Source organism: Eggerthella guodeyinii, from assembly GCF_009834925.2.
Classification (GTDB): Bacteria; Actinomycetota; Coriobacteriia; order Coriobacteriales; family Eggerthellaceae; genus Eggerthella; species Eggerthella guodeyinii.
The window spans coordinates 3,567,452-3,591,930 of record NZ_CP063310.1; the positions used below are offsets into that span (position 1 = coordinate 3,567,452).

Annotated in this window: 20 protein-coding genes; 5 read left to right on the forward strand and 15 right to left on the reverse strand. The window is 66.1% G+C overall.

Going from position 1 to position 24,479, the window contains the following annotated elements; all coding sequences use genetic code 11:
• Nucleotides 1-70: 70 nt before the first annotated feature.
• Entirely contained in the window at nucleotides 71-202 is a 132-nt protein-coding gene (locus GS424_RS18075) for a hypothetical protein (RefSeq protein ID WP_015761364.1), read from the forward strand.
• A gap of 69 nt (nucleotides 203-271) precedes the next feature.
• Here GS424_RS18075 and GS424_RS15290 read toward each other — a convergent pair whose 3' ends face one another.
• The 7 genes from GS424_RS15290 to GS424_RS15320 form a co-directional block, all read right to left on the reverse strand.
• Complete coding sequence (locus tag GS424_RS15290) at nucleotides 272-1,321, reverse strand: aspartate-semialdehyde dehydrogenase (RefSeq protein WP_035585668.1); 1,050 nt, start codon at nucleotides 1,319-1,321, stop codon at nucleotides 272-274.
• 10 nt (nucleotides 1,322-1,331) lie between these two features.
• Nucleotides 1,332-2,612, reverse strand: a complete 1,281-nt coding sequence (locus tag GS424_RS15295) for an aspartate kinase (RefSeq protein ID WP_015761366.1) — start codon at nucleotides 2,610-2,612, stop codon at nucleotides 1,332-1,334.
• Nucleotides 2,613-2,744: 132 nt separating this feature from the next.
• The gene (locus tag GS424_RS15300) at nucleotides 2,745-3,521 is read right to left on the reverse strand and encodes an ABC transporter ATP-binding protein (RefSeq protein ID WP_160941316.1); all 777 of its coding nucleotides are present in this window, start codon (nucleotides 3,519-3,521) and stop codon (nucleotides 2,745-2,747) included.
• On the reverse strand, nucleotides 3,511-4,503 hold the full coding sequence (locus GS424_RS15305) for a FecCD family ABC transporter permease (protein WP_160941317.1): 993 nt from the start codon (nucleotides 4,501-4,503) through the stop codon (nucleotides 3,511-3,513). Before GS424_RS15305 ends, GS424_RS15300 begins: the two co-directional genes overlap by 11 nt.
• Nucleotides 4,504-4,515: 12 nt before the next feature.
• Nucleotides 4,516-5,616: a heme ABC transporter substrate-binding protein IsdE gene (gene isdE / locus GS424_RS15310; RefSeq protein WP_160941318.1), complete on the reverse strand. Its 1,101-nt coding sequence runs from the start codon at nucleotides 5,614-5,616 to the stop codon at nucleotides 4,516-4,518.
• Nucleotides 5,594-6,580: a heme-binding Shp domain-containing protein gene (locus GS424_RS15315; protein ID WP_160941319.1), complete on the reverse strand. Its 987-nt coding sequence runs from the start codon at nucleotides 6,578-6,580 to the stop codon at nucleotides 5,594-5,596. The genes isdE and GS424_RS15315 overlap by 23 nt, the downstream gene beginning before the upstream one ends.
• Nucleotides 6,581-6,601: 21 nt before the next feature.
• Entirely contained in the window at nucleotides 6,602-9,295 is a 2,694-nt protein-coding gene (locus GS424_RS15320; RefSeq protein WP_193666530.1) for an LPXTG cell wall anchor domain-containing protein, read from the reverse strand.
• A gap of 383 nt (nucleotides 9,296-9,678) precedes the next feature.
• Here GS424_RS15320 and GS424_RS15325 point away from each other — a divergent pair, with 383 nt between their 5' ends.
• Entirely contained in the window at nucleotides 9,679-10,632 is a 954-nt protein-coding gene (locus tag GS424_RS15325) for a LysR family transcriptional regulator (protein ID WP_160941322.1), read from the forward strand.
• Nucleotides 10,633-10,639: 7 nt separating this feature from the next.
• On the opposite strand, the gene GS424_RS15330 is transcribed toward GS424_RS15325, so the two are convergent.
• The 6 genes from GS424_RS15330 to argF form a co-directional block, all read right to left on the reverse strand.
• The gene (locus GS424_RS15330; protein ID WP_101723563.1) at nucleotides 10,640-10,825 is read right to left on the reverse strand and encodes a hypothetical protein; all 186 of its coding nucleotides are present in this window, start codon (nucleotides 10,823-10,825) and stop codon (nucleotides 10,640-10,642) included.
• Nucleotides 10,826-11,156: 331 nt separating this feature from the next.
• Nucleotides 11,157-12,332 (reverse strand): PucR family transcriptional regulator, encoded by a 1,176-nt coding sequence (locus GS424_RS15335; protein WP_160941323.1) that lies wholly within the window; start codon nucleotides 12,330-12,332, stop codon nucleotides 11,157-11,159.
• Between the two features lie 194 nt (nucleotides 12,333-12,526).
• Nucleotides 12,527-13,516 (reverse strand): NAD(P)-dependent oxidoreductase, encoded by a 990-nt coding sequence (locus GS424_RS15340; protein WP_160941324.1) that lies wholly within the window; start codon nucleotides 13,514-13,516, stop codon nucleotides 12,527-12,529.
• Between the two features lie 28 nt (nucleotides 13,517-13,544).
• Complete coding sequence (locus tag GS424_RS15345) at nucleotides 13,545-14,405, reverse strand: dimethylarginine dimethylaminohydrolase family protein (RefSeq protein WP_160941325.1); 861 nt, start codon at nucleotides 14,403-14,405, stop codon at nucleotides 13,545-13,547.
• A gap of 79 nt (nucleotides 14,406-14,484) precedes the next feature.
• Nucleotides 14,485-15,999, reverse strand: coding sequence for a YfcC family protein (locus GS424_RS15350; protein ID WP_160941326.1), 1,515 nt, complete (start codon nucleotides 15,997-15,999; stop codon nucleotides 14,485-14,487).
• Nucleotides 16,000-16,132: 133 nt separating this feature from the next.
• Nucleotides 16,133-17,149, reverse strand: a complete 1,017-nt coding sequence (argF, locus tag GS424_RS15355) for an ornithine carbamoyltransferase (RefSeq protein WP_114555446.1) — start codon at nucleotides 17,147-17,149, stop codon at nucleotides 16,133-16,135.
• 246 nt (nucleotides 17,150-17,395) lie between these two features.
• On the opposite strand from argF, the gene GS424_RS15360 reads away from it, so the two are divergent.
• Nucleotides 17,396-18,838, forward strand: coding sequence for a sodium:solute symporter family protein (locus tag GS424_RS15360; protein WP_160941327.1), 1,443 nt, complete (start codon nucleotides 17,396-17,398; stop codon nucleotides 18,836-18,838).
• Here GS424_RS15360 and GS424_RS15365 read toward each other — a convergent pair.
• Both GS424_RS15365 and GS424_RS15370 read right to left on the reverse strand, forming a co-directional pair.
• Nucleotides 18,795-19,964 carry a helix-turn-helix domain-containing protein gene (locus GS424_RS15365; RefSeq protein ID WP_244977576.1) on the reverse strand — a complete coding sequence of 390 codons (1,170 nt, stop codon included), beginning with the start codon at nucleotides 19,962-19,964 and terminating at the stop codon, nucleotides 18,795-18,797. The two genes, GS424_RS15360 and GS424_RS15365, sit on opposite strands and share 44 nt — an antisense overlap.
• Before the next feature lie 149 nt (nucleotides 19,965-20,113).
• Nucleotides 20,114-20,623, reverse strand: a complete 510-nt coding sequence (locus GS424_RS15370; RefSeq protein ID WP_154332912.1) for a hypothetical protein — start codon at nucleotides 20,621-20,623, stop codon at nucleotides 20,114-20,116.
• A 345-nt stretch (nucleotides 20,624-20,968) separates the two neighbouring features.
• Between GS424_RS15370 and GS424_RS15375 the strand changes: the two genes are divergently transcribed.
• Nucleotides 20,969-22,654, forward strand: a complete 1,686-nt coding sequence (locus GS424_RS15375; RefSeq protein ID WP_160941329.1) for an MFS transporter — start codon at nucleotides 20,969-20,971, stop codon at nucleotides 22,652-22,654.
• Between the two features lie 137 nt (nucleotides 22,655-22,791).
• The gene (locus GS424_RS15380) at nucleotides 22,792-24,414 is read left to right on the forward strand and encodes an amidohydrolase (protein WP_160941330.1); all 1,623 of its coding nucleotides are present in this window, start codon (nucleotides 22,792-22,794) and stop codon (nucleotides 24,412-24,414) included.
• The last annotated feature ends 65 nt before the right edge of the window (nucleotides 24,415-24,479 follow it).

The window sequence follows — 24,479 nt, forward strand, 5'->3', positions numbered from 1 at the left end:
CGGGGCGCGTCTTTCGCATCCTCTTAACGCGCGCGTCCGTATGCTGCTTCTCGAACGGAAAGGAGCATGCATGGACGCAATCGGGATAGCATCCCTCGTCATCGCCGGGTGCGGGTACACGGCCGCGGCGCTGTTCTTGCTGGGGCTGCTGTTCGTCGACGTGACGGAAACCGGCTGGCGCATCAGGGCGCCGTGGCGTTGAAACCCTCCCGCAACGCACGGCGGCCGCCCAAGGGCGGCCGCCGGAGCAAGCTCGCTGCGCGCTCTCGCGCTACGGCAACAGCAGCTGCGCGATCTGCACGGCGTTGAGGGCCGCGCCCTTGCGGATCTGGTCGGCAACCACCCACATGGCCAGGCCGTGGTCCACCGTGTCGTCGCGGCGCAGGCGGCCGACGTACGTCTCGTTCGTGCCGGCCAGCAGGCCCGGCATGGGGTACGTGTTCGTGGCGCAGTCGTCCATGACCACGATGCCGGGGAACGCCTCGAGGGCCGCACGCGCGGCCTCCACGCTCACCTCGTCGGCGAACTCCACGTACACGGCCTCGGCGTGGCAGCGCAGCACGGGCACGCGCACGCACGTGGCGGCCACGCGGATGCCCTGGTCGCCCATGATCTTCTTCGTCTCGACGACCATCTTCCACTCTTCCTTGGTGGAATCGTCCTCGAGGAATTTGTCGATGTGCGGGATGCAGTTGAACGCGATGCGATGCTGGAACACCTCGACGGTCAGCTCGTCGTCGGGCGTGCCGCCGAGGAACTCGCGCGTCTGGTCGTACAGCTCGGCCATGGCCGGCGCGCCGCCGCCGCTGGCCGCCTGGTACGTGGACACCACCACGCGCTTGATGGGCGACAGGTCGTAGAGCGGCTTCAAAGCCACCACCATCTGGATGGTGGAGCAGTTCGGGTTCGCGATCACGCCGTTGTGCCACGCCACGTCGCCCGGGTTCACCTCGGGCACCACGAGCGGCACGTCCTCGTCCATGCGGAACGCGCTGGAGTTGTCGATCATCACGGCGCCGGCCGCGGCTACGGCTTCGCGCATCTCCTTCGACACGCCCGCGCCGCACGAGAATAGCGCGATGTCCACGCCTTCGAACGACTCCGGCGTCATTTCCTGCACCGTGAGGTCGCCCGCCGGCACCTGGCCGCAGCCCAAGAACGGCAGCGCCTTGCCCGCCGAGCGGGCGGACGCGAGCGCGCGCACCTCGGCCGCCGGGAAGTCGACGTCGTGCAGCACCTGCAAGAACTCGGCGCCCACCGCGCCCGTGGCGCCCGCCACGGCCACCACCGGGTTCGCCGGCATCCTCTTTGTCCAAGTCATCGTCAGTCCCCTATCTACCCTTGTTCATCTTCGCGGCGATTTCCTCGGCGCTCAGCTGCGTCTCCTCGAACACGCTGTCGGAATCGAGGTCGAACGCCTTGTGCAGGCAGCGCACGGCCGCCGCGGCCTGCGCGCCGTCCACCACGACGGACAGCCGGATGGGCGACGTCGAGATGGCCAGGATGTTGATCTGGTTCTCGCCGAGCGTCGAGAACGCGCGCGCCGCCACGCCGGGCGACGACTTCATGCCCGTGCCCACGAGGCTCACCTTCGCGATGTCCTCGTCCACGTCGTAGTCGCGGGCGTTGATGTCGGGTAAGATGCGCTCCACCGTCTCCTTCGCGCGGGGCAGGTCGGCACCGGGGCACGTGAAGCTGATGTCGGTGATGCCGTCCTCCGAGATGTTCTGGATGATCATGTCCACGCTCACCGTGTTGCCCGCCAGCGCCGAGAACACCTTCGCGGCCACGCCGGTCATGTCGGGCACGCCGCGGATGGTGAACTTCACCTCGGACGTGTCGTGGGCGATGCCGGTGATGACGGCTTCCTCCATCATGTCGGTCTCCTCCTTGATATAGGTGCCTTCGGCGTCGGAGAACGCCGAGCGGGAATGAATGACGACCTGGTACTTGCGCGCGAACTCCACGGCGCGCATCTGCAGCACGCCGGCGCCCGAGCTGGACAGCTCCAGCATGTCGTCGTACGAGATGACGTCGAGCTTCTTGGCGCGCGGGCACACGCGCGGGTCGGCCGTGTACACGCCGTCCACATCGGAGTAGATCTCGCACACGTCGGCGCCCAGACCGTGCGCCACCGCCACCGCCGTGGTGTCGGAGCCGCCGCGGCCGAGCGTGGTGATGTCGCCGTTGGCGTCGATGCCCTGGAACCCGGCCACCACCGCGATCACGCCCTTGTTCAGGGCTTCCATGATGCGCTCGTTGTGCACCTTCACGATTTTGGCCTTGGCGTGCATGCCGTCCGTCTCGATGCCGGCCTGACGGCCCGTGAAGCTCATGGCCTTGTAGCCGCGCGCCTCGATGGCCATCGCCAGCAGCGTCATGGACACCTGCTCGCCCGTGGACAGCAGACGGTCCATCTCGCGCGCCGGCGGGTTGTCGTTGAGCGAGGCGGCGAGGCCTACGAGCTCGTCGGTGGTCTTGCCCATGGCGGACACGACGGCAACCACCTGGTGCCCTGCCTGCTTCTTCGCAATGAGCTTCTTCGCGACCATCTGGATGCGCTCAGGCGAAGCGACGGACGTGCCCCCGAATTTTGCTACGATTAGCGACATGGTGCTCTTTCTCGTCAGGTTGAACCCAATCGGCTGTCCACTATACCAAACAACCTGCTTGCCGAGCCAGAGCGACCGCCGCCACCTGCCGTTTTTTCACGGGGAAACAACAAGCGAGCGCCTCAGCGACGCCTACACCTGCAAAACGAACGGCCGCCCGCGCACCGTGGCCACCTCGAGCGCCACGTCGTACACCTGCTCGAGCAGCGCCGGCGTCACCACGTCGCACGGGTCGCCCTGCGCAACGACCCGCCCGCCGGCGAGCGCCACCAGGTGGTCGCTGTAGTGCAGTGCCTGGTTCACGTCGTGCAGCACCATGACCACCGTCATGCCGTACTCCCGGTTCAGCTGCCGGACGAGATGCAGGATGTCCAGCTGGTAACGCACGTCGAGGAAGGTGGTGGGCTCGTCGAGCAGCAGCACCTGCGAACCCTGCGCCAGCGCCATGGCGATCCACGCGCGCTGCGCCTGGCCGCCGGACAGCGACGAGACGGGAAGCTTGGCGAACGGGGTGAGGCCCGTGGTTTCCAGCGCCCATGCCACCATGCGCTCGTCCTCTTCGGCGTCCGTCGCGTGCCCGATGCCGCGATGCGGGAAGCGCCCGTACGCCACGAGCTTCTCCACGGACAGATCGACCGGCACCGTGTTGCGCTGGTGGACGATGGCGACGAGCTTCGCGAAATCCTTGAGGCGCAGCTGACTCACGTCGCCGCCCCGCAGGAAGATGCTGCCCGCCTGGGCTTTGAGGTTCTTCGTCATGAGGTTGAACAGCGTCGACTTCCCCGAGCCGTTCGCGCCGATGAGCGTGGTGACCACGCCTTCGCGCAGCTCGAGGTCGAGGCCCTCGAAGATGCGCTGGTCGTCGTACGCGAACGACAGCCCCCGTATCGTGAACACGTTATTCGCCATAGTTGTTCCGCGCCTTCCTCAACAGCAGGATGAACACCGGTCCGCCGACGATCGACATGATGACGGCGGCGCTGATCTCGTACGGAGCCGCCACCGTGCGGCCGATGGTGTCGGCCAGCAGCAGGCAGAACGCCCCCAACACGATGGAGTACGGGATGAGCACCCGATGCGCCGTGCCCACGAGCAGCCGCGCGATATGCGGCACGACGAGGCCGAGGAAGCTGATCGGCCCGATGATGGCCGTGCTGATGGACGCCAACAGCACGGCCACGGCGGAGATGGCCAGGCGATTCTTGTTCACGTCGATGCCCAGCGAGCGCGCCGTCTTGTCCTCGAGCGCCAGCAGGTCGCACCGCTTCGCCGCGAACAGCGCCAGCAGCAGCCCCACGGCCGCATAGCTTGCGAGCGTCCACAGGTCGTCCCAGGTCTTCATCGTGATGTTCGCGTCCACCAGGCTGGCCACGCCGCTCATGGAGGAACCCGTCCCGGAATCGAACGCCGACATGATGCCCGTGAACACGGCGCTCACGGCCACGCCGACGAGGATGATGCGCAGCGGCGCCAGGCCGCCGCGCCACGACAGGCTGTACACGATGAGGAACGCGGCCATGCCGCCCGCGAACGCGAACAGCGGCGTGAACAGGAACAGCGCCGGGAAGAACGCCGTCATGAGCACGGCCACGAGCGACGCGCCGGAGCTGATGCCGATGATGCCCGGGTCGGCCAGCGGGTTGCGGATGGCCGCCTGCAGCAGCACGCCCGAGACCGCCGTGGCCGCGCCGCCCGCCATGGCGATGAATATCCGCGGGAAGCGCAGGTCGTAGATCGTGGACACCGTGTCGTCGTAGGCCACGAACAGGCCGTTGAGCAGCTGCTCCGGGCTCACCTGCAAGCTGCCCGTGTTCACGGCAACCAGAAACAGCCCCACGAGCGCCACCGCCGTCACGACGAACGCCGCCCCTTTGCGCAAGGTGCTTACCATGCGATACCTTCCTTATCCCTGTTTGTCCACGATGCTGGCGACGCCGCTCGAGCCCGCGCCGCCCGCGATGCTGGCAGCGGCGTCGGCCACGGCGTCGGCATCCTCCGTTGACGACGTCGCCTCGGCTGCGGCGGAGGCCGCTTCGCCCACGACGGTCCCGTCGCTCCCCTCTTCCTCCCCGTACAGAACGGTGCGCAGCTCCTCCAACGCGTCGGGGTAGTCGAAATCCGCGCTCATGCCGAACTTGTCGGAAGGGAGGTCGTACACCCGGCCTTCCTGCACGGCGCGGAAGTGCTTCCAGATGTCGTTCGTGGCGAACTCGTTGGCGAACATGGCCATCACCTGGGCGGGCAGGGCGTGGGACGTGCGCAGGATGATATCGGGGTCGCGCGCCTGCATGTCCTCGGTGTTCACGTTGATGAACTCCTCGTCGGCGTCGGCGTAGACGTTCTCGCCGCCGGCCAGCTCGACGAGGCTGCCCACGTAGCTGTTCGGCGTGGCCACCACGTACGAGCCGGGGACGCCCATCAATATGAGCACCTTCGGGGATTCCTCGCTGCCGTTACGGGCGCGATAGTCCTCGATGAACGCCTCGTACTCGTCCACGAGCGCCTGCGCTTGCTCCCGGCGGTCGAACTTATCGCCCAGGTAGGCTATGGAATCGTACAGGCCTTGGACGCTGCGCAGGTTCAGGAACACGGACGCCTCCATGATGGACGCGTACTTGGGCTGCAGGTCGCTTTGCAGCGAGTTGGGGGACAGGACGTAATCGGGTCGCAGCGACTTCAACAGCTCCAGGTCGGGGGACATGGACGTGCCCACCCGCTCCACGTCGGCGTAGCGCTCGGGCAACCCGCGCGAGGTGGTTGACACCCCCACCAGGTCGAGGTCGAGCCTGTCGCACACCTCGGCGATGGCAGGCGAGGTGGCGACGATCCGCGGCTCGTAGGAGCCGTCCTCGCTCTCCGAACGCTCGGGATGCTGGTCGACGCACCCCGCCAACAGCAGCGAGCAGGCGAGGCACGCCGCGAGGACGAGCGCGCCCGCACGGTGCGCCGCCCTCCCGATTCCGCAGGTCGTCGACACGCGCTCAGGCACGGCTCGCACGCTCATCGGCATCGAGCGCCTCGCCGGCGTCGGAAGCCTTGTCGCGGCCGGAGCCTGCGGGCGCGCTCGCGGCGGCGGCTGCCGCTGCGGCGGCGCTCGCCTGCTTCGCGCGCTTCGGGCGCAGGTAGACCGCGTACACCGCCACGCCGGCAACCACGATCACGCCCGCGGCGATCCCCGCGATCAACGCGAGGGTGCCGCCGTCGAGCGACGCTTCCGCCTGCTTGCCGCCGGTGACCTCGCGGCCCTCCTCGTCGAACTCCTGCACGCCCTCGTTCGGCGACGTGCCGGTCAAATCGTCGGCGTCCTGCACGGGCTCGTCCTCGGCGGCATCCGCGTCGCCGGACGTTCCGGAGGCGTCGGCGTCGGTGGCCGAGGCCGCCGCGGGAGCCGCGTCCTCGGTGCCCTCGCCCGGCGTCACGGTCTGCACGAACGTGCCGTCCACATCGCCTTCCTGAAGCGCCCCGAACGAGATGAAGTAGACGACCGCGCGGCCCATGGGGATCACGTCCATGGAGCAGCGGACGGTCGCCGTCTCGCTGGGAATCGCGAAGCGGTAGTCGGCCGTCGCCGTGGAGGTGGCGCTGTCGGTGCCCGTCTGCATCTGCGCGGCCTCGACCGGCTCGTACGACGATCCGTCCGCAGACACCTCGAGGGCGATGCTGCTGATCTGGTCGGCCAGCTTGAAGCGCAGGCTTGCGTACAGCGTGCCGTCCGTGTCCCGCTCGATCAGGGCGTTCTCATAGACGATGCTCGTCACCATCGACTCGGCCAGCGCGACGTTGCTGCTGCCGGCGGCGTCTTCGATGGCGCCCGTCGCAGGGTTCTCGTAGGTGGGGTTCGTCGCGGCCGTGTACACAGCCGAAACAGCGGCGAACGCCGGCCCCGGGGAAACGGCGCTCGCCACGAGGACGAGCACCGTTGCCAGGGCGCAGGCCGCCGCGCATGCAGATCGAATACGCGTGGTCATACCGTGCCTTTCAGTAGATGCTTACTTCCGCTGGGTCATGCGGCGACGGGCCGTCATCGCAACCGCGGCGCCCGCGACGAGCGCGCCGCCCGCCAGGGTCATCAGACCCGCGGTGGCATCGCCCGTTTGGGCCAGGTTGGACGACGAGGCGGCCAAGCCGGTCTGGCCCGTGCCCAGGTCCTTCGCCTGCGAGAGGTACAGGTGCATGTCGGCCACCTGCGACTGGCCGATGCCCAGCTGCTCCATCATGGTGATGGACATGCTGATGGGAATCACCGTATCGTTCTCGGCAGCCGGGATGGACAGCGTGAACTGGTTGCCGCTCTGCGCGATCGCATTGCCCTGGTACGACAGCGACTTGATGTACTCCAAGCCCTGCCCCGACGCGGCGAAGCTCACCGTGAAGGTGCCGTTCTCCTGAGGACGCACGAGCGCCGTGTCGCCGAAGTACTGCGCCGCCATGGACTTCTCGGTCACGCTGCCCTGCTTGAAGAACGCGATGGGCACCTCGTAGGTGTGGCCCACCTGGAACGCGACGTTCTCGCTGGCGTTGAAGCGATCGATAGCCTCCTTCAGCGACGTGGCGGCCTGGTTGACCGCGTCCTGCGAGGCGTTGGCGTCGTTCAGAACCGCACGGGCCGCGGAAAGCGTGCTCTGCAGGCTCTCCCACGCCGCATCGCTCTTCTTGCCCTGCGTCAGAGCGGAGGCCTGGTCCACCAGGCTCTGGAGCGCTGATTTGTCGACGCTCGTCACCGGCGTGTCGCCGTTCTTGAGCGCGATGGTGGACGTGTCCACCGTCATGGCGTACGTGATGTCCATGTTCATGGAGCCGCCCACGTGCAGGGCCAGATCGATCGCGCTCTCGAGCGAGGGCACGTTGACGGTGTACGTCTTGTTGGCGGATTGCTTGACGGCCTGGCCGTTGTAGGTGAGGTCGCCGATGGCGTCGTCGTAGCCCGTGGAGCCGCCGAAGTACACCACCACGTCAAACGTGCCGTCCTCCAGCAGGCTCAGCTCCACCGCGGTGCCGAAGTACTTGGTCACCATCTGCTGGAGCATGTCCTGCATGCCGGCGAACGAGCCGGTGCCCGCATAGCTCACGGAAGCCGTGTACGTTTTGCCGACCACCATGCCGTACTGACCCGACGGGGTCTCCTTGTCAGCGCTGGTCTTGAACGTCTCGATAGCGGCGTTGAGCTGGGCGGTCACGCCGTCGACGCCCGGCTGCGGGATGTTCTCGTTCGCGGCGACTTTCTCGGCCGAAGCGATGGCCGCCTGCAGCGCGTCCCACGCCTCGTCGGTCTTGTTGCCCTGCGTGAGCGCCTTCGCATCGGCGATAGCGGCATTCAAGGCGGTCTTGTCGACCGTTTCAACGTCGCCGCTGCCGTCGTCTGCGTCGGGCACGTTGCTCAGGTCGAACGTGATGGTGTCGGTGATCACCATGGGCATGTTGTCCGAGCTCAGCGACACCTCGATGCTGGAGGGCAGCTCCTTGAAGGCCAGGACGAACGCACCGTCCTCCACCGGGTACTTCGTGCCATCGTACGTGAGGGCGAACCCGGCAGCGGCCGCGCCCGTCGCGGTGACCGGCAGCTTCACCGCGTAGGCGCCGTCCCGGTAGACGATGATCGCTTCCGATTCCATGAAGCGGGAGGCCATCGCGCCGTACTGCGCCCACGTGATGCCGGCCGTGTACTCCTTGCCCTCCACGATGGTATCGTCGTTGCCGTCACCATCACCGTCGCCCGGCTGATCCGGATCAGGCGTCGGCTCAGCTCCCGCCAGGTAGAGATTCGTATCGTGAGAGCCGACGTGATTCCCGGCGGTGTACCCAAGCTGGAGGTTGATCCCTTCGCTGATGGAGTTCACGACGAAGGAGAAGACGTAGACTTCGCCATCCAAAGTGCCGTAGCTCTTATCGCCGTTGTTCAAGCTCATCCAAAACTGAAGACCGGCGACGCCCGATGCGTCGATGCGCAGCGTGTAGGTACCGTCGCCGTTGTCCGCGTACTGAACCGTGTTGCCGAAGAAGTTCGACATGCGATCGGTGGCGGTCTCCTCCTGAACGCCGTCCTTGACGAGATACCAGGTTGCGTTCGCAATCGCATACGCATCGTCGTCGGCATCGCCCGGCTCGTCAGGCTCGGGCGTCGGCTCCGGGTCGGGATCCGGCGTCGGTTCGGGGTCGGGCGTGGGCTCGGGCTCGGGCTCGACCACCGGCGGCTCCGTCGGCAGCCCGCTCAAATCGAGCGCGACGTCGACAGTGGGCTTCATCGGCATGTTGCCCATCTTGGTAATAGTAATCTGGAGTCCGCTCGTCAACGAAGACAGCGGCAACGAAAATGTGCCGTTCTCGGAAGCGTAGTCCACCCCGTTATAGGTCAAAACAGCATTGTCGGCGTATGTCTGGCCTTCGCTCGTCAACATGAGCTTCGCAATGTAGGCACCGCCGGTGTACACAAGCTGGGCCTGAGTCCCGAGAAACCGAGTTCCCATGCCAAAATCGTTGGACCACGTTATGCCAACGGAGTACGTTTGGCCCTCCTCCAGGTAGAACCCGTCGTTCGTGGCCGCGGCGGCAGCCGCCGTCGCCGCGCTCGATCCGCCCGCCTGCGCAAGCGCCATGGTCGGCACCATGCCCGCAGTCAGCGTCGCTGCGAGCATCACCGCCGCACCGCGCTTCGCGAACGCGAACCTCTGCCTCGATCTGATCATTCGCATATCCTTTCGTCTCATGGTCGCACCCCTGGCCTTGCGCCGCGCGCGATCGGCGCGCGCCTTATTTTGTTAGACCAAGCTAACTCAACGTGAAAACAAAAGCCCGCATCGGGGCCGCAACCAACCGTCTCTCCTACATGATCGTCCATCACTATGCGATGAGGAGCGCGCGGCGACAAGCGTGAAAACGCGAATCCCGTTCATGAATTTAACGGGCTGTTTACAAATTTCGAACATAGTTAGCTACAACTAACATTATGATGGGCACAGCGCGTTCGAGAACTCCGAACGCCCCGTGCGGCACCGCCTGCCGTACGAAAGCCCGTTCGGGTTTCCAGAACGACCGTCGACACATCGGAAGAAAGGAACCGCGCCCGCCGATGAGGACCGAATACCTTGAGGAGTTCATCGCCTTCTCCCGCCATCTCAGCTTCAGCGAGACGGCGGAAGAGCTGTTCATCGCGAAATCGACCCTGAGCACCCATATCGCGAACCTCGAGCGCGAGCTTGGCCTGAAGCTGATCGACCGCGACAACGACAACGCGCTCACGCAGGAAGGCGCCCTGTTCCTCGACGGCGCGAAGTCGGCCCTCGAAACGCTCGAAGGCACCGTGGCGCGCTGCACGCGGTTTCGGGAGGAGGCGGCCGGGCGCGTGCGCATCGCCTGCCTCACGCCCACGGCGTCCCTCGCCTCGCTTTTGAGCGAGCGCCTCGACGTGCCGTTCCAGTTCGTCGACCGGGAGTTCCGCGAGCAGCCGTTCGCGCCCCTCGACACCGACCGCGCCGACATCGCGCTGCTGTGCGATTTCTCGTACTTTCCCCGCCTCGTCGACGAGGCGCTGGCGCGCGGCCTCGCCTACCGCCCGGCGCGCCCGTTCCCGGCCGTCATCGCCATGATGGCCTCGCACCCGCTGGCGGCGAAGCGCCAGCTTTCGCGCGACGACCTGGTGGGAGCCTCTATCATGACGGAAAGCATGCTGGCCTACGAGCACGATCGCATCCTGATCGACCGGATGCTGGGCGCCGACCCGCACCTGTCGTACGCGCCCGGCAGCATGCAGAGCTTCTCCGATTTGCTCATCGCCGACTTCGGCACGGCGCTGTACATCACGCCCAAGGCGACGGCCAACCTGTACTGCGCACGGCGCGACGACGTCGTCCTGGTGGACCGGCTCGACGGCGCGCCGTTCGGGTTCCCGCTCGTCGTGGCGTGGCGGGCCGATGCGGACCCCCGGGTGATAAGCGCGGCCGAGACGATCCACGCCTGCCTGAAGGAGCTCGAACAGCTCGAGAACCTGGCACCGCGCGACCGCGCCATCAAGGCGGCCAGCTGAGGGAACGCTATCCGGCCTGGTAGATAGCCTCGAGTTCGCCGCCCTCGACGAGCGCACACAGGGCGTTGCTCGCCTGCTCGCTCTCGATGCCCATATGCTCGAACCGCTTCGCCAGCTTGAGGCAGTACGACAGATCGCCGGATTCCAGGGACAGCAGGGCGGACGTGGCTTGTTCGTTCAGTTTTCCAAACATGAGGTGCTCCTTTCCTTTTCGTTGCATCCAGCGTACTGCGCTGGGGAAAAGAAGCGTTTGGACGAACGGAGAACCTGGCCGGCCGCTTTTGGCCGATCGTACAACGGTGGTTTACCATTGAGCCAACGCTCTGTGCGGAAAAATCGGGTTTTTGGCAATCCGAGCCTCGCATTGTGCACCGGGACGAATACGCGACCTGGTGTTTTGCCGGCGAGCGCTCCGCCGAAAGACGTTCCGTCACGCCAAGGCCGAGAAAAAACTCCCAAAAGTCCGATTTTTCCGCACAGAGCGCCATGAAATCGCGCACGGGCGCAACGAGCCAGAACGAGCGTCAGGGTTGCAGCAGGGGGTTCGTGTGATCGAGGTAGACGAGCCCCAGCAGGAACGTGAACTCGCGGTCGGGGGAATCGGCCATCCCGAGCACGTCCTTCGCCTTGCGCAGACGGTAGCGCACCGTGTTCGGATGCTGATGCAGCGCCTCGGCCGCCAGGCGCAGGTCGCCGTAGGCGCGCGCCACCGCCTCGGCCGTCGCGGCGAGCTCGGTGCCGTGGGCGTCGTCGTACTCCTCCAGCAGCGCGCGATGCAGCGCCGCGGTGCGCCAGAACAGGCGGCCCTCGCACGCCGCCGCGCGAAACGCGTCATGATGCAGGTCGGCCCACGTCACCACGTCCTCGTTCTCGATCTGCGCCGTCTTGAGCGCCGCGAGCGCCTCGCGCACGCTCATGTCGCCGTCCGAGAGCGGCGTCTCCTCGCCCACGCCCAGCGACACCGAACCCGCGGTGCGCATGCGCGCGACGAGGTCGCCTTCCGAGCGCGAGCGCACGCCCGCAGGCGGTTGCGCGTACGAAACGAACGCGAGCAGTGCGCCGTGGTAGCGGAAAACGAACGTCGCGTCCACGACCTCCCAATCGCGCTTGAAGTCGGCCAGCACCGCGCTCAGCGCGTCGAGGGTCGCGTACAGCGAGCACTCGTCGAGCGCGCGCGGCGCCGCGGCGACGCACTGCACGGTGGAGCCGGTGGTCCCCGCAAGCTCGTACAGCGCCCCGCGCGTGGCCTGCGGGTCGTGGCCCGACAGCAGCTCGTCGAGGATGCGCCCCTTGTCGGACTCCTCGGCATCGCGACGGATGAGGTCGAGCGCCTGATAGGCCACCACCTCGTGATAGCCCCCGTCGTAGAGGTACAGCGGCACACCCGCCTCCTCGGCGGCGGCGACCACGCACTCGCTCACGATGGGGCGGTACACCTTCTTCAAGGCGATGCCCGACACGCCGCGCGCGATCAGAACGAGCAGCGAGCGCTCCGACAGCTCGGGATCGTCGCGGGCGAAGCCCAGGTTCGTCACGATGAACTCGCCGGGGATGTACGAAGCGTACCCGTCGTCCTTGTCGGGGGCGCAGTCGAGGATGCCCACGTTGCGCACCTCGCGCGCGCCGGCGCCGACGCACTGCGTGATGGGCTGCACCTGCTCGAAGGCCGGCAACGCCAGTATGTCCGCAACCGTGATCATGGGGCCTCCTCCCGGAACCTGTCCAGCCCATGATACCGCAGAAGCCGCACCGCGCGGCATGCAAGATGTTTCACGTGAAACAATCGGGCGTTTCAGAACGGATGTTTCACGTGAAACATCCGCCAGCCGGCGGCGGACCGACTGGCGGATGCCGGCTCGGCGGCGCGCGGAGCACCCGCGCGCCGCCGCGTGTTCTACACCTCGTTGACCAGCTTGAACACCCGCTCCTTCTCCCCCTTCAGGAAGTGGACGATGTTCTCGCAGCTCAAACGCTCCAAGTCCTCGATGGCCGTGGTCGAGTAGAACGCGGAGTGCGGCGTGATGATCACGTTGTCGCGTCCCACCAGCTTGTTCGTGGCCAAGTCGGGCGTCTCGTCGTACAGCACGTCGGTGCCGAACGCGCGCAGCTTGCCCGCGTCGAGCGCCGCCACGAGCGCTTCCTCGTCCACGCACAGGCCGCGACCCAGGTTGATGAAGATGGGGCGGCGCACCATGGCGTCGAACGCCGCCTCGTCGAAGTAGTGCACGTTGTCGTCGGTCAGGCACATGTGGTTCACGATGATGTCGGCCTGGGCCAGCAGCTCGTCTTTGCTCACGCGCGTCACGCCGCACTCGGCGAACGCCACGTCGTCCACGTTCGGATCGCACGCGATAACGTGCTTCACCAGGCCCGACGCCTTCTCGGCCGTGCACTTCCCGATCTTGCCGAACCCCACGATGCCCAACACCTGGTCCTCCAGGCGCGGCCACTGCGGAGCGGCGGCGTAATCCCACTTGTGGCGCTCGTCGATCTCCCTCTGGTAGAACTTGAAGTGCTTGTTGAGCGCGTTCATGTACGCGATGGCGCTTTCCGACACGTCCCACGTGCAGTACTCGCCGATGGGGCACACGCCGATGCCGCGCTTCGTGGCCTCCTCCAAGTCCACCTGGTCGTATCCCGTGGAGTTCAGCGACACCACCTTGAGCTTCGGCGCGTGGTCCATGGCCTCGGCGTCCACCGTGACGAACGCCGTGAGCAGCGCGTCGGCGTCGGCCAGATGCTGGAAGAACTCGTCGCGCTTGTCGTCCTCGTACTCGTACACCTCGACCTCTACGTCGGCACCGAGACCCGCTCGCAGGGTCTCGGTTTCCAGCGTGTGGTCGGGCATCATGGAGTCGGGATGGTCGCAAATCAAAACTTTCATGACAGCCCTGCCTTTCGATGCGGCGCGGTTACGGGCGCTCGATGGGCTGCGTGAGGCAGTGGGGGCCGCCACCCGCATGGAGGATCTGGTCGAGCGGCACGTCGATCACGTCGATGCCTAACGCGCGCATCTTGTCGTTGATGTGCTTGTTCTTCTCGATGGCGATGACCTTGCCGTCGCCGATGCACTGCACGTTGCAGCCGTGCTTGTACATGTCCTCGCTGGCCACGGGGATCAGCTCGAAGTTGCGGCGCTTGAGCATCTGCAGGAAGTTGTAGGGAAGCTGGTCGATGCAGGCCAGCGCCACCTGCGGGGCCACGATGTTGAAGATCATGTCGAGGTGCAGGTTGTCCGGCGGGCACGGCACGCCCACCACGGTGTAGCCGAACTTCTGCAGCTGGTCGCGCAGGTTGTCAACGCCAGCCTGGTCGGTGCGGTCCACCTGCCCCCACGCCAGCGTGTGCTCGTCGATCATCCAGAAGTCGCCGCCCTCCATGCAGCCCGCGTTCACGCGCGCCACGATGGGAACGCCCATCTCCTTGAGCTTGTTCTCGTACGCCACGGCCTCGACCTGGCGAACCGGATGGCGGAAGTGGCCGATCACGGCGCCTTCCTTGATCATGCAGCCGTAGTCGCGGGCGAACGTCATCACCTCGAACTCGGGGCGCGCCTCCACTTCCACGACCTCGATGCCGTTGGCCTTGTAGGCGTCCACGAGCATCTGCCACTCGGCCACCATGACGTCGTTCTTCTCCTGGTCGCCCTTCTTCATCCACTCGGCGGTGATCACGTTGATGCCGTTGAACTGGTAGTAGCGCGGCGAGCACATCATCACTTTCTTCAGGGGGTTCGTCGCGTTGGACACGTACACTTTTTCTTCTTCAGCCATGGGAGGCTCCTTTCATTGGACCATTCACGAAATCGCTTGGGATACCGGGGCGCGGGGCGCCCCGGGGCAGCACGGAGGGTTACAGCATCACGGCCACGGTGAGGAACACGCAGCACACGAGGAACAGGAAGCCCACGATGGGAGCGGCGCGCTTCACCCAGTCGCCGTAGCTCATGTGGGCGGCCGAGGTGCAGGTCATCACCACGATCGAGGTGGGCGAGATCATCTTGGCCAGGCCGAGCGCCATGCAGTAGATGGTCACCATGATGGCCACGTCCACGCCGGCGAACTGCGAGAGCGCCGCCATGATGCCCATGGTCGCGGCGGCCAGGCCGGTCGACGACGGGATGAGGCACGCAATGAGGAAGTAGCAGACCAGCGCCACGATCACGAACGCGACGGGAGGCAGCGACGACAGCGTGCTCTCGCACATGTGCAGGATGGTAGGCGTGATCTGCCCGCCGTCCATCACCACCTGGATGCCTCGCGCCAGCGGCACGACGAACGCGGTGGACACGAGCCCGGCAGCGCCCTTGATCAGCGTGTCGATGATCTTATCGGCCTTGTAGCGCATGACGATGCCCGCGAGCAACGTCATCACCATCACGAGCATGGCGATCTCGGGGAAGTACCACGAACCGAACGGCGTGATGTCGCTGCCCAGCACCTCGCGCAGCACCGGCGTGACGCCGATCCACGACACGAACTGCTCGAAGAACGTCCAATCAGGGTTGATGGAAGTCCACGGCACGCACCCCACCACCATGATGGCGAACGTGAGGACGAAGATGGCCAGCACGCCCTTCTGACGGCCGGACAGCTCCAAGTTCTCGTCAGCCGAAACCGGGAACTCGATAAGATCGAGCTTGCGACGGAAGAACTGGACCGACTTCTCGGGATGAGCCTTCACCTTGTCGGCGTAGCGGTTGATGATGAAGATGACGAGTCCCGTGAACACCACCAGCATCAGCACGCGCATGCCCATGCCGTCGCCGGCCGAGATGCCCGCGATACCCGACGCGATACCCGTGGCGAACGGGTTCACCGTCGAGGCCAGGCAGCCGGCCTGCGTGCCCAGCACCACGATCATGATGGCCACCACGGTGTCCAGCCCCAGCGCCAGGATCACCGGCACGAACATGAGGAAGTACACGATTCCTTCCTCGTAGGCACCCTCCAAGGTGCCGAGGAACGACATGAGGCATACAAGGATGGCGATAAGCAGGTGCATATTGTTCTGGTTCTTCATGGTGATGCGCTTGAGCGCCGTCTTCACCGCACCGGTTTCCTCCATCATCTCGAGGAAGCTGCCGAACAGCAAGATGGTCAGCGAGATGGCGATGGCGCCGCTGATGGCGCCCGAACCCAGCATGCCCGTGATGGGCGCCATGAACACGTCCCACAACCCTTGCGGGTTGGACTCCACGATGTGGTACGTCCCCGAAATAGCGTCGCCGTTGGCGTTCAGCTCGTACGCGCCGCCCGGCACGAACCAGCTGAGCACGGCGATGAAGCAGATGACCCCGAACAGGATGACGTAGGTGTTCGGCATCTTGAATTTCTTCTTGCCCTTCTCGGGCTCGTTGTCTGACATGGATGCTCCTCTCCTCGACGCTTCCGGCACAGCGGGGCGCAGCTGCCCAAGGGTGCCGCAGAAGCGGCATCCTCGCAGACAGAGCCTGCCGTGCGACCCTGCGCAGAGCCGCACGGCGTACCGGGAAGCGTGTTTAGACGCAGGGGATGTACAGATCGCCCAGGGTGGCCGCCATGATGGCCTTGATGGTGTGCATGCGGTTCTCAGCCTGCTGGAACTGGCGGCCGTGGTCGGAATAGAACACCTCGTCGGTAACTTCCATCTCCTTCACGCCGAAGCGCTCGGCCATATCGGCGGCGTACTCGGTCTCCGCATTATGGAAGGCCGGCAGGCAGTGCAGGAAGATGTAGTCCGGGTTCTTCACGTGCGACAGCAGCTCGGCGTTCACCTGGTAGGGCGACATGAGCTTCACGCGCTCGGCGAACTGGGACTCCTCGCCCATGGCCGCCCACACGTTCGTGTAGATGGCGTCGGCGTTCGCAACGGCCTCCACCGGGTCGTTCGTCACCGTGATGGTAGCGCCGCTCTCGGCGGCGAAGGCCCGCGCCACCTCGACGATGGCCGGGTCGGGCTCGAGTTCGGCCGGCGTGGCGTTCACGTAGTTCACGCTCAGGATGGCGCTGGTGATCATGAGGGAGTTCTGCACGTTGTTGCGTCCCTGGCCGCAGTAGGCCAGCGTGAGGCCCTCCAGCGTGCCGAAGTTCTCCTTCATGGTCATGAAGTCGGCCAGCATCTGGGTGGGATGCTCCTTGTCGGTGAGGCCGTTCCACACCGGCACGCCGCTGTACTTCGCCAGATCCTCGACGTGCTCCTGCTTGAAGCCGCGGAACTCGATGCCGTCGAACATGCTGCCCAGCACCAGCGCGGTGTCGCGCACCGTCTCCTTCTTGCCCAGCTGGATGTCGTTCTTGCCCAGATACTCGGGGTGCGCGCCCAGGTCGATGCACGCGGTGGTGAACGCGGCGCGGGTGCGGGTGGACGTCTTCTCGAACAAGAGCGCGATGTTCTTGCCTGCGAGGTAGCGATGCTCGACGCCCCACTTCTTCAGGTCTTTGAGATGTTCGGCGAACCCGATGAGGTACATCAGCTCGTCTTTCGTGTAGTCCCTCGTGGAGAGGAGGCTGCGTCCCTGGAATACCGACTCGGTCATGTGAAGCTCCTTTCGATGGATGCTCTTGCGCCCTAATCCCCGACGGACGCCGCGCCCGATGGTGCGACCCCTCCTGGCAGGCCAGGTTACGAGAAGCATCATACGCAGCGGCGAGAGGGAGCCCCTCTGGACAGTCGGACAAAACCCGAGCCGCGCGCTTTGTCCGACCGAACAAGGGACACAGGGCAACAGGAATCTAGGATGAAAGCGCGCAAGCGGGTTCTTCCAACGGAGCGGGGGTCGCAGATGGTTCTATCGCCTATCGACTACGTCATCATCGCGTTGTACTTCATCGTCATCGTGGCCATCGGCTTCATCGCGGCGCGGTTCGCGAAAACGAAGGAAGATTACCTCGTGGCCGGCAGGCGGCTGTCGTTTCCCCTGTTCTTCGGCTGCATGGCCGCGCTCACGCTGGGCGGCGGCTCCACTATCGGCAGCGCCCAGCTGGGCTACGAGTTCGGGCTCGGCGGCATCTGGCTCAACCTGAGCATCGGACTGGGGCTCGTCGCGGCCGGCTTCCTGGTTACCAGCAAGCTTTCGAAGCTGCGCGCTCTCAGCGTGAACGAGGTGGTGGAGAGCAGCTACGGCCCCATCGCCCGCGTGTTCAGCTCGGCGCTCACGCTCATCTACACGCTCACGCTGAGCGTGGTGCAGGTCATCTCCATCGGCACCATCATCAACGGCGTGACGGGCATCGACGCCACGCTGTCCATGCTGGTAGGAGGCGGCATCGTCATCCTGTACACGTTCGTGGGAGGCATGTGGTCGGTCACCATGACCGACATCGTGCAGTTCGTGGTGAAAACGGTGGGCATCCTCATCCTGGCCCCCATCTTCTGCATCTCGGCGGCGGGCGGCTGGGACGCGCTCGTCAGCAAGGTGCCCGAGGCGTACCTGTCGGTGGGCAGCATGGGCTTCGACAAGAGCTTCGCCTACCTCGTGCTGTACGTGCCGGGGCTCATCATCGGCCAGGACATCTGGCAGCGCATCTTCACCGCGAAGAACGAGAAGGTGTCGAAAACGGGCACCGTCTGCGCGGGCGTGTACAGCGTATTCTACGCGCTGGCCACCGTCGTCATCGGCATGAGCGTGTTCGTGCTGCTGCCCCACCTGGACAACCCTCAGAACGCGTTCGTGGTGGGCGTGTCCACGTTCTTGCCGGTCGGGGTGCGCGGGCTGATCTTGGCGGCGGCGATGGCGGCCACGATGTCGGTGTCGAGCGGCACCATCCTGGCGTCGTCCACCATCCTGTACAACGACCTGTACCTGCGGTTCGTCCGCAAAGGAGCGGCCCAGGGCACGGCGCACCTCAAGGAAGTGACCATCACGCGTCTGTTCGCCCTGCTCATCGGCGTGGTGGTGATGGTGTGCTCGCTGTGGATCAACGATGTGCTGGTGGGGATCGACATCTGCTACGGGTACCTGTCGGGCTGCGTGTTCGTGCCGCTGGTGGCCAGTTTCGTGCTCAAGCGGTTCAGCCCGAAAGCGGGGCTGTACGCGCTGGGCGCGAGCACCGTGGCGGTGACGGGCTGCTTCGTCGTCGTGGGAACAGCAAGCTCCATCCCCATCGTGGCGGGCATGGCGTCCGGCCTCGCGGCGTACGTGACGGCGAACCTCCTCAGCAAGCAGAAGGTGCCCTCCCCGTTCAGCGGCGACGAGCGTCCAGATCGGGAGGGAACACGAGGCTGAGCAGGTTGATGAACACCTTGTCGTCCTCGTGGGGGATGCCCAGCACGGCCTTCATCTTGCGCATGCGGTAGCGCACGGTGTTCGGATGCTGGTGCAGCTCCTCGGCGATGACCTTCACGTCGCCGTGCCAGTTCACCAGCGCCTCGGCCGTGCGCACGAGCTCGGTGCCGTGCTCCTCGTCGTAGGTGGCCAGCATCGAGCGGTACAGCTCGCTCGCGCTCATGAACAGACGGTCGTGGCGCGCGGCGCTCGCGAAGGCCGAGAGGTGCAAGCCCGACCAGCGCACCAGCTGGTCGCCGTGGCGCTGCGCGCTCGCGGCCGCGGCAAGCGCCTGGCGGATGGCCAGGTCGCCGTCGCTCAGGTGCACCGCCTCGCTCACGCCGCAGTGCAGGCTGCCCTCCACCGAGGCCACGGCGATGCAGCGGCGCTCGGCGGCCGCCTGCTCCTCGTCGCCGGCCGAGCCGTAGGACACGAACGCCAGGATATGATCACGGTAGCGGCACACGCTGGCCGACTCGACGGCCGCGCACCCGTCCCTCACCGTCCCCAGCCCCGAGGACACCGAGTCGAGCATGGCGTAGAACGCGCACGGGTCGCCCGCGCGCAGGGCGAACGCGAAGCACTGCAGCTTCGAGCCCGTCACGCCCACGAGCGCACTCAGCCGCGTGCGCACCTGGTCGCCGTCGTGGGTGGTCAGCAGCTCGTCGAGGGCCTTGCCCTTGTCCAGCTCGTCGCGATCGCGCTGCAGCAGGTCGAGCGATTGGTACGCCACCGTCTCGTGGTAGGCGCCGTCGTACAGGTAGAGCGGCACCCCGCGCGCCGTGCTCTCCTTGCGCACGACGTCGCTGATGGGAGGCTCGTACACGGTTTTGATGGCGATGGCAGCCACGTCGCGACGCAGCATCGTCAGCAGCGACTTCTCGGCCATGCCGGGGTTGCCGAACGCGAACCCGAGGTTCGTGAGGATGAGCTCGCCCGCCACGTACACGCTGTATTCGTTGTAGTCGGGAGGGCAGTCGAGGATGCCCACGTTGCGCACCTCGCGCCGCTCCGCCCCCTCGCAGGGAGCGACGAGCTCCACGTTCTTGAACGCCGGCAGTGCGATGATGTCCGCAACGGTAACCACGAGCCCCTCCGTTTCCCCTGTGCACGAGAAGCGATCTTCAAGAAGATGCGATACGGTACGCATGATACCGTATCGCGAAAGGCGAGGCGTGGAGGTCGATCGGGCTTAACGAGAATTACGCGCGGCGTCCGACAGGTTGCGCCCGCTAGCTAGCCGCGCACCACGTAGGAGATGGTGAGGAAGCCGGACAGGGCGCCGATGCAGGCGCACACGCAGCCCTTGAGCACCATCATGGTGACGAAGTGCAGCGGCAACGGCAGCACGATGCCCACGATCAACGCCAACGCCAGGCCAACCGCCACGGCGGCGACGGCGGCCACGAGCCCCAGCACCAGCATCGCGCCCACGTACGAACGCGGCAGCAGCCGCACGAAAGAGGGCAGCGCCTCGGGGCGGGCGAAGCGCGCGGCGTTCATGTCGTGGCGCGTCAGCGGCACCACGCAGGCGAACAGGATGATGCCCAGGATGGCGCCCGTCAGCGTCAGATCCATCATAATGTCGGGCAGGCCGAACCCCACCTCGGGCTGCGCCGCGTGCATGGCGGCGAACACCGCCGCGTTGACGATGCCGTTGACCAGGCCGTAGCCGATGAGGCACTTGTTGGCGGCGTAGGCGGAGAACGTTTTCGGGGCTTTCTGGGCCGTTGCGGAAACCTCCATGGAGCACCTTCCTCTCAAGGGTGAACGTCCCGCATTATAGGAAGCGAACTGCGGGGTTCGCGGATGAACCGCTGCCGGAACTCCGGCACGGGCCGCGCCCTTGCCGGAGGCCGCGCCCGCGCCGACCCCGTCGCTCACCCGGAATCGGAAAACGCGAAACCATGCCGCTCACCTGCGTTTTCATGCAACCTCATCGCCCGCGCCGTCGCGCCGTCGTCGACGCTCTTCGCACGGGGCCCCGTCTCCGTTTTGCCGTTGCTCCGGAACTGATTCTGCCAACGCGCCCTGTTCGCGTCATTAGAATGAGCGCCAGCAGACCTGCTCACACGCAGACAAGGAGGAAGCATGAATCAGAAGAACCCCGCAGCATCGAAGGAAGGGACCGTCGAGAAGTTTCTCGTCCTGCCCATCCTCGTGCTCATCATGGCCCAGATGGGGACGTCGGGCGACAACGGCGCGCTCGGCCTGGCCAACACCGAGCTCGTCAACATCCTGGGTGCCACCACGCCCGACATCCAGCTGGCCAACATGGTGTACTCGCTCATGGCCGGCGCGTTCATGATCGCCGGCGGACTCGTGGGCACCATCATCGGCTGGCGCAAGAACTTCCGCATGGGCGCCGCGCTGTGCGCAGCGGGCGAGCTGGTCATGGCGCTGTCGCCGAACATGACGGTCTTCATCTGGGGAGGCCGTATCCTCGTCGGATTCGGAGCCAGCTTCATGATCCCCTCGGTGCTGGGACTCATCCCCCACATCTACCACGGGAAGAACCGCATGCTCGCATTCGGCTGCATCGGCGCCGCGTCGGGCCTCTCGGCGTTCCTGCCGCTGTTCCTCGGCATCATCATGCAGGTGGGCGGCTTCCGCATCACGTACGGCGTGCTGGCCGTGTACTTCGTGCTCGTGCTGGTCATGTCGCTGAAGATCCCGGCCATCGAGAAGTCCACGGAGAAGCTCAAGTTCGACGGCATCGGCACCGGCCTCGCCGCCGTGGGCCTGTTCCTGTTCCTCATCGGCCTGTCCCGCATCTCGGCCTGGGGCCTCATCGAGCCGTTCGCAGGCTGCCCCTTCACCATCTTCGGCATCTCGCCGGCCCTGCCCATGGCGGCGCTCGGCCTCATCGTGCTCGTCGTGCTCGTGTTCGTGGAGAAGCGCGTCGAGGCGAAGAACGGCATCGCCCTGATCCCCCAGTCGTTCCTCAAGACCCCGCAGGTGCGCGCCGGCCTCATCGCCTCGGCCATCACGTTCTTCTTCATGGGCCTGCAAGCCATCCTGCTGTCGCCCTACCTGCAGCTCGTCGCCGGTTGGTCGCCCATGCTCATGGGCGTGTCCGCCCTGGCCGTGGGCATCCCCACGTTCCTCTTCTCGATGGGCATCCCCAAGTTCATCCCGAACGCCAACCCGCGTCGCGTCATCCAGATCGGCTACTGCGTCATGGCGCTGGCCTTCATCCCCATGGGCCTGTCGCTGCAGGGCAGCGTCGTCACGCCGCTCATGTGGGTGGGCCTGGCCGTGGCCGGCGCCGGTGCCGGCATCGTGAGCTCGCACACGAACAACATCGTGGCGCTGGCCGTGAACGAGCGCGACGCCTCGCAGTCCGGCGGCATCCAGACCACCATGCGCAACGTGGGCCAGGCCATCGGCGTGGCGGCCGTCGGCGCCGTGCTGCTGTTCGGCATCACCTCGAACATCAACTCCGCCATGGACGCCAACCCCACCATCACCCCCGCCGTGCGCGCGGCCGTGTCTGAGCGCAACCTCACGCTGATGGGCGATTCGCAGTTCGAGCAGGCCATCGCCGACATCCCCATGTCCGACACCGAGAAGGCCGAGCTCGTGGCCATCAACTCCCAGGCGCGCGTCAACTCCACCATCACCGGATACGGCGTGTCGGCCGTGGTCATCCTCGCGGGCCTCATCACCACGCGCTGGATCACCGTGTTCAAGAAGGAGGAGGAAGGCGCAACCGCCGCTGCAGCAGCGCCGGTTGCGACCGCGGGCGACGAGGACCTCGAGCCCACGCCCGTCTGATACCGCATCACGCCGGGCGCTGCGCGCCGCGCAGCGCCCGGCCCTCGCTGAAATAACGGCACCTCTACGGGTGGGATCGCACCCCACCCGTTTCTTTTGCCCTGCACGCCCCGCACCACCCAAGGTAAGGAGTTCCCATGACCACGCTTTTCCACAACGCAACCTTCTACACGATGGTCGCCGAAGACGATCGGGCCGAGGCGCTCGTCGTCGCCGACGACGGCACCCTCGCCTTCGTCGGGCCGCTCGACGAGGCCCGCCGCCAGGCTCCCGACGCCGAAGCCGTCGACCTCCAGGAAGCCACCGTGCTGCCCGGCCTCATCGACCCGCACGGCCACTTCGGCGGCTCCATGCAGTACGTCCTGTACGCCGACCTGTCGCTGTGCACCTCGTTCGAGGACATCCAGCGCGTCATCCGGGAGTTCATCGCCGCGCGCAACGTGGGCCCCGACGGCGTGGTCATGGCCACGGGCTACGATCAGAACGAGCTCGCCGAGGGGCACCACCCCAACAAGAGCGTGCTCGACGCCGTGTCCACCGAGGTGCCCATCCTGGCCGTGCACGCCTCGAACCACATGGCCGTGGCGAACAGCCTGCTGCTCGACATGGCCGGCATCGACGCGTCCACGCCCGACCCCGAAGGCGGCCGCTACGGACGCGTGGCCGGCACGCAGGAGCCCGACGGCTACGCCGAGGAGCCCGCGGCCGTGAACGCCCTGTACGCCGTCACGCAGCCGCGCATGAACCTCGACCTCAACGCCATCGCCGACGACATGCAGCTCGTGTACCTCGAGCACGGCATCACCACCTGCCAGGACGGAGCCACCCCCGCATCGATGGCCGAGCTGCTGCGCGGCATGGCCGAAAGCGGCAAGCTCAAGCTGGACGTGGTGGCCTACCCCATGCACGGCGAGGACGTGGACGCCATGCTGGAGCAGTACGCCGCCTACGACGGCCCGACGTACCGGGGGCACCTGCGCATCGGCGGCCTCAAGATGTTCCTAGACGGCTCGCCGCAGGGCATGACCGCGTGGATGACCGAGCCCTACGTCAGCGGCCCCGAAGGCGAGGACGACTGGGTGGCGTACGGCACGATGACCGACGAGGATGCCATCGCCTTCGCGAAGAAGGCCATCGACGGCGGGCACCAGCTGCTATGCCATACGAACGGCGACGCGGCCGGCGACCAGCTGCTGCGCGTGTACGCCGCCGCGCTCGACGCGTCCGACAACCCCCGCAAGCACGAGCTGCGCCCCGTGATGATCCACTGCCAGACAATGCGCCCCAACCAGTACGAGCGCATGGCCGAGCTGCACATGGTGCCGTCCATCTTCTCGTCGCACATCTGGTACTGGGGCGACGTGCACCTCAAGAACTTCGGGCCCGTGCGCGGCGGCCGCATCAGCGCGTGCGGCGACGCCCTGCGCGCCGGCCTGCCCTTCACGCTGCACACCGACACGCCCGTGCTGCGCCCGAACCTGCTGGAGGCCGCCTGGTGCGCCGTGAACCGCGTGACGAAGAAGGGCGTGCAGCTCGACGAGGACCAGAAGGTCGGCGTGTACGACGCCCTGCGCGCCATCACGGTGAACGGCGCCTACCAGTACGGCGAGGAGGATCGCAAGGGCACGCTGGAAGCCGGCAAGCTGGCCGACCTGGCCATCCTCGACCGCGACCCCTTCGCCATCGACCCCGCCGATTTGCGCGACGTAACCGTGATCGCCACCATCAAGGAAGGCGAGCAGGTGTACGCACACGAGTAGCATCAGCCCATTCCGCGCAGGCGCGCTTATCGTCCCTTGAGCGCGCCTGCACCCCCCCTACAACG

What these genes read in the sequence shown, in the direction of transcription:
- GS424_RS18075 (WP_015761364.1), top strand. Translation starts at nt 71, where the DNA reads ATGGACGCAATCGGGATAGCATCCCTCGTCATCGCCGGGTGCGGGTAC.
- GS424_RS15290 (WP_035585668.1), bottom strand. Translation starts at nt 1,321, where the DNA reads ATGACTTGGACAAAGAGGATGCCGGCGAACCCGGTGGTGGCCGTGGCG.
- GS424_RS15295 (WP_015761366.1), bottom strand. Translation starts at nt 2,612, where the DNA reads ATGTCGCTAATCGTAGCAAAATTCGGGGGCACGTCCGTCGCTTCGCCT.
- GS424_RS15300 (WP_160941316.1), bottom strand. Translation starts at nt 3,521, where the DNA reads ATGGCGAATAACGTGTTCACGATACGGGGGCTGTCGTTCGCGTACGAC.
- GS424_RS15305 (WP_160941317.1), bottom strand. Translation starts at nt 4,503, where the DNA reads ATGGTAAGCACCTTGCGCAAAGGGGCGGCGTTCGTCGTGACGGCGGTG.
- isdE (WP_160941318.1), bottom strand. Translation starts at nt 5,616, where the DNA reads ATGAGCGTGCGAGCCGTGCCTGAGCGCGTGTCGACGACCTGCGGAATC.
- GS424_RS15315 (WP_160941319.1), bottom strand. Translation starts at nt 6,580, where the DNA reads ATGACCACGCGTATTCGATCTGCATGCGCGGCGGCCTGCGCCCTGGCA.
- GS424_RS15320 (WP_193666530.1), bottom strand. Translation starts at nt 9,295, where the DNA reads ATGATCAGATCGAGGCAGAGGTTCGCGTTCGCGAAGCGCGGTGCGGCG.
- GS424_RS15325 (WP_160941322.1), top strand. Translation starts at nt 9,679, where the DNA reads ATGAGGACCGAATACCTTGAGGAGTTCATCGCCTTCTCCCGCCATCTC.
- GS424_RS15330 (WP_101723563.1), bottom strand. Translation starts at nt 10,825, where the DNA reads ATGTTTGGAAAACTGAACGAACAAGCCACGTCCGCCCTGCTGTCCCTG.
- GS424_RS15335 (WP_160941323.1), bottom strand. Translation starts at nt 12,332, where the DNA reads ATGATCACGGTTGCGGACATACTGGCGTTGCCGGCCTTCGAGCAGGTG.
- GS424_RS15340 (WP_160941324.1), bottom strand. Translation starts at nt 13,516, where the DNA reads ATGAAAGTTTTGATTTGCGACCATCCCGACTCCATGATGCCCGACCAC.
- GS424_RS15345 (WP_160941325.1), bottom strand. Translation starts at nt 14,405, where the DNA reads ATGGCTGAAGAAGAAAAAGTGTACGTGTCCAACGCGACGAACCCCCTG.
- GS424_RS15350 (WP_160941326.1), bottom strand. Translation starts at nt 15,999, where the DNA reads ATGTCAGACAACGAGCCCGAGAAGGGCAAGAAGAAATTCAAGATGCCG.
- argF (WP_114555446.1), bottom strand. Translation starts at nt 17,149, where the DNA reads ATGACCGAGTCGGTATTCCAGGGACGCAGCCTCCTCTCCACGAGGGAC.
- GS424_RS15360 (WP_160941327.1), top strand. Translation starts at nt 17,396, where the DNA reads ATGGTTCTATCGCCTATCGACTACGTCATCATCGCGTTGTACTTCATC.
- GS424_RS15370 (WP_154332912.1), bottom strand. Translation starts at nt 20,623, where the DNA reads ATGGAGGTTTCCGCAACGGCCCAGAAAGCCCCGAAAACGTTCTCCGCC.
- GS424_RS15375 (WP_160941329.1), top strand. Translation starts at nt 20,969, where the DNA reads ATGAATCAGAAGAACCCCGCAGCATCGAAGGAAGGGACCGTCGAGAAG.
- GS424_RS15380 (WP_160941330.1), top strand. Translation starts at nt 22,792, where the DNA reads ATGACCACGCTTTTCCACAACGCAACCTTCTACACGATGGTCGCCGAA.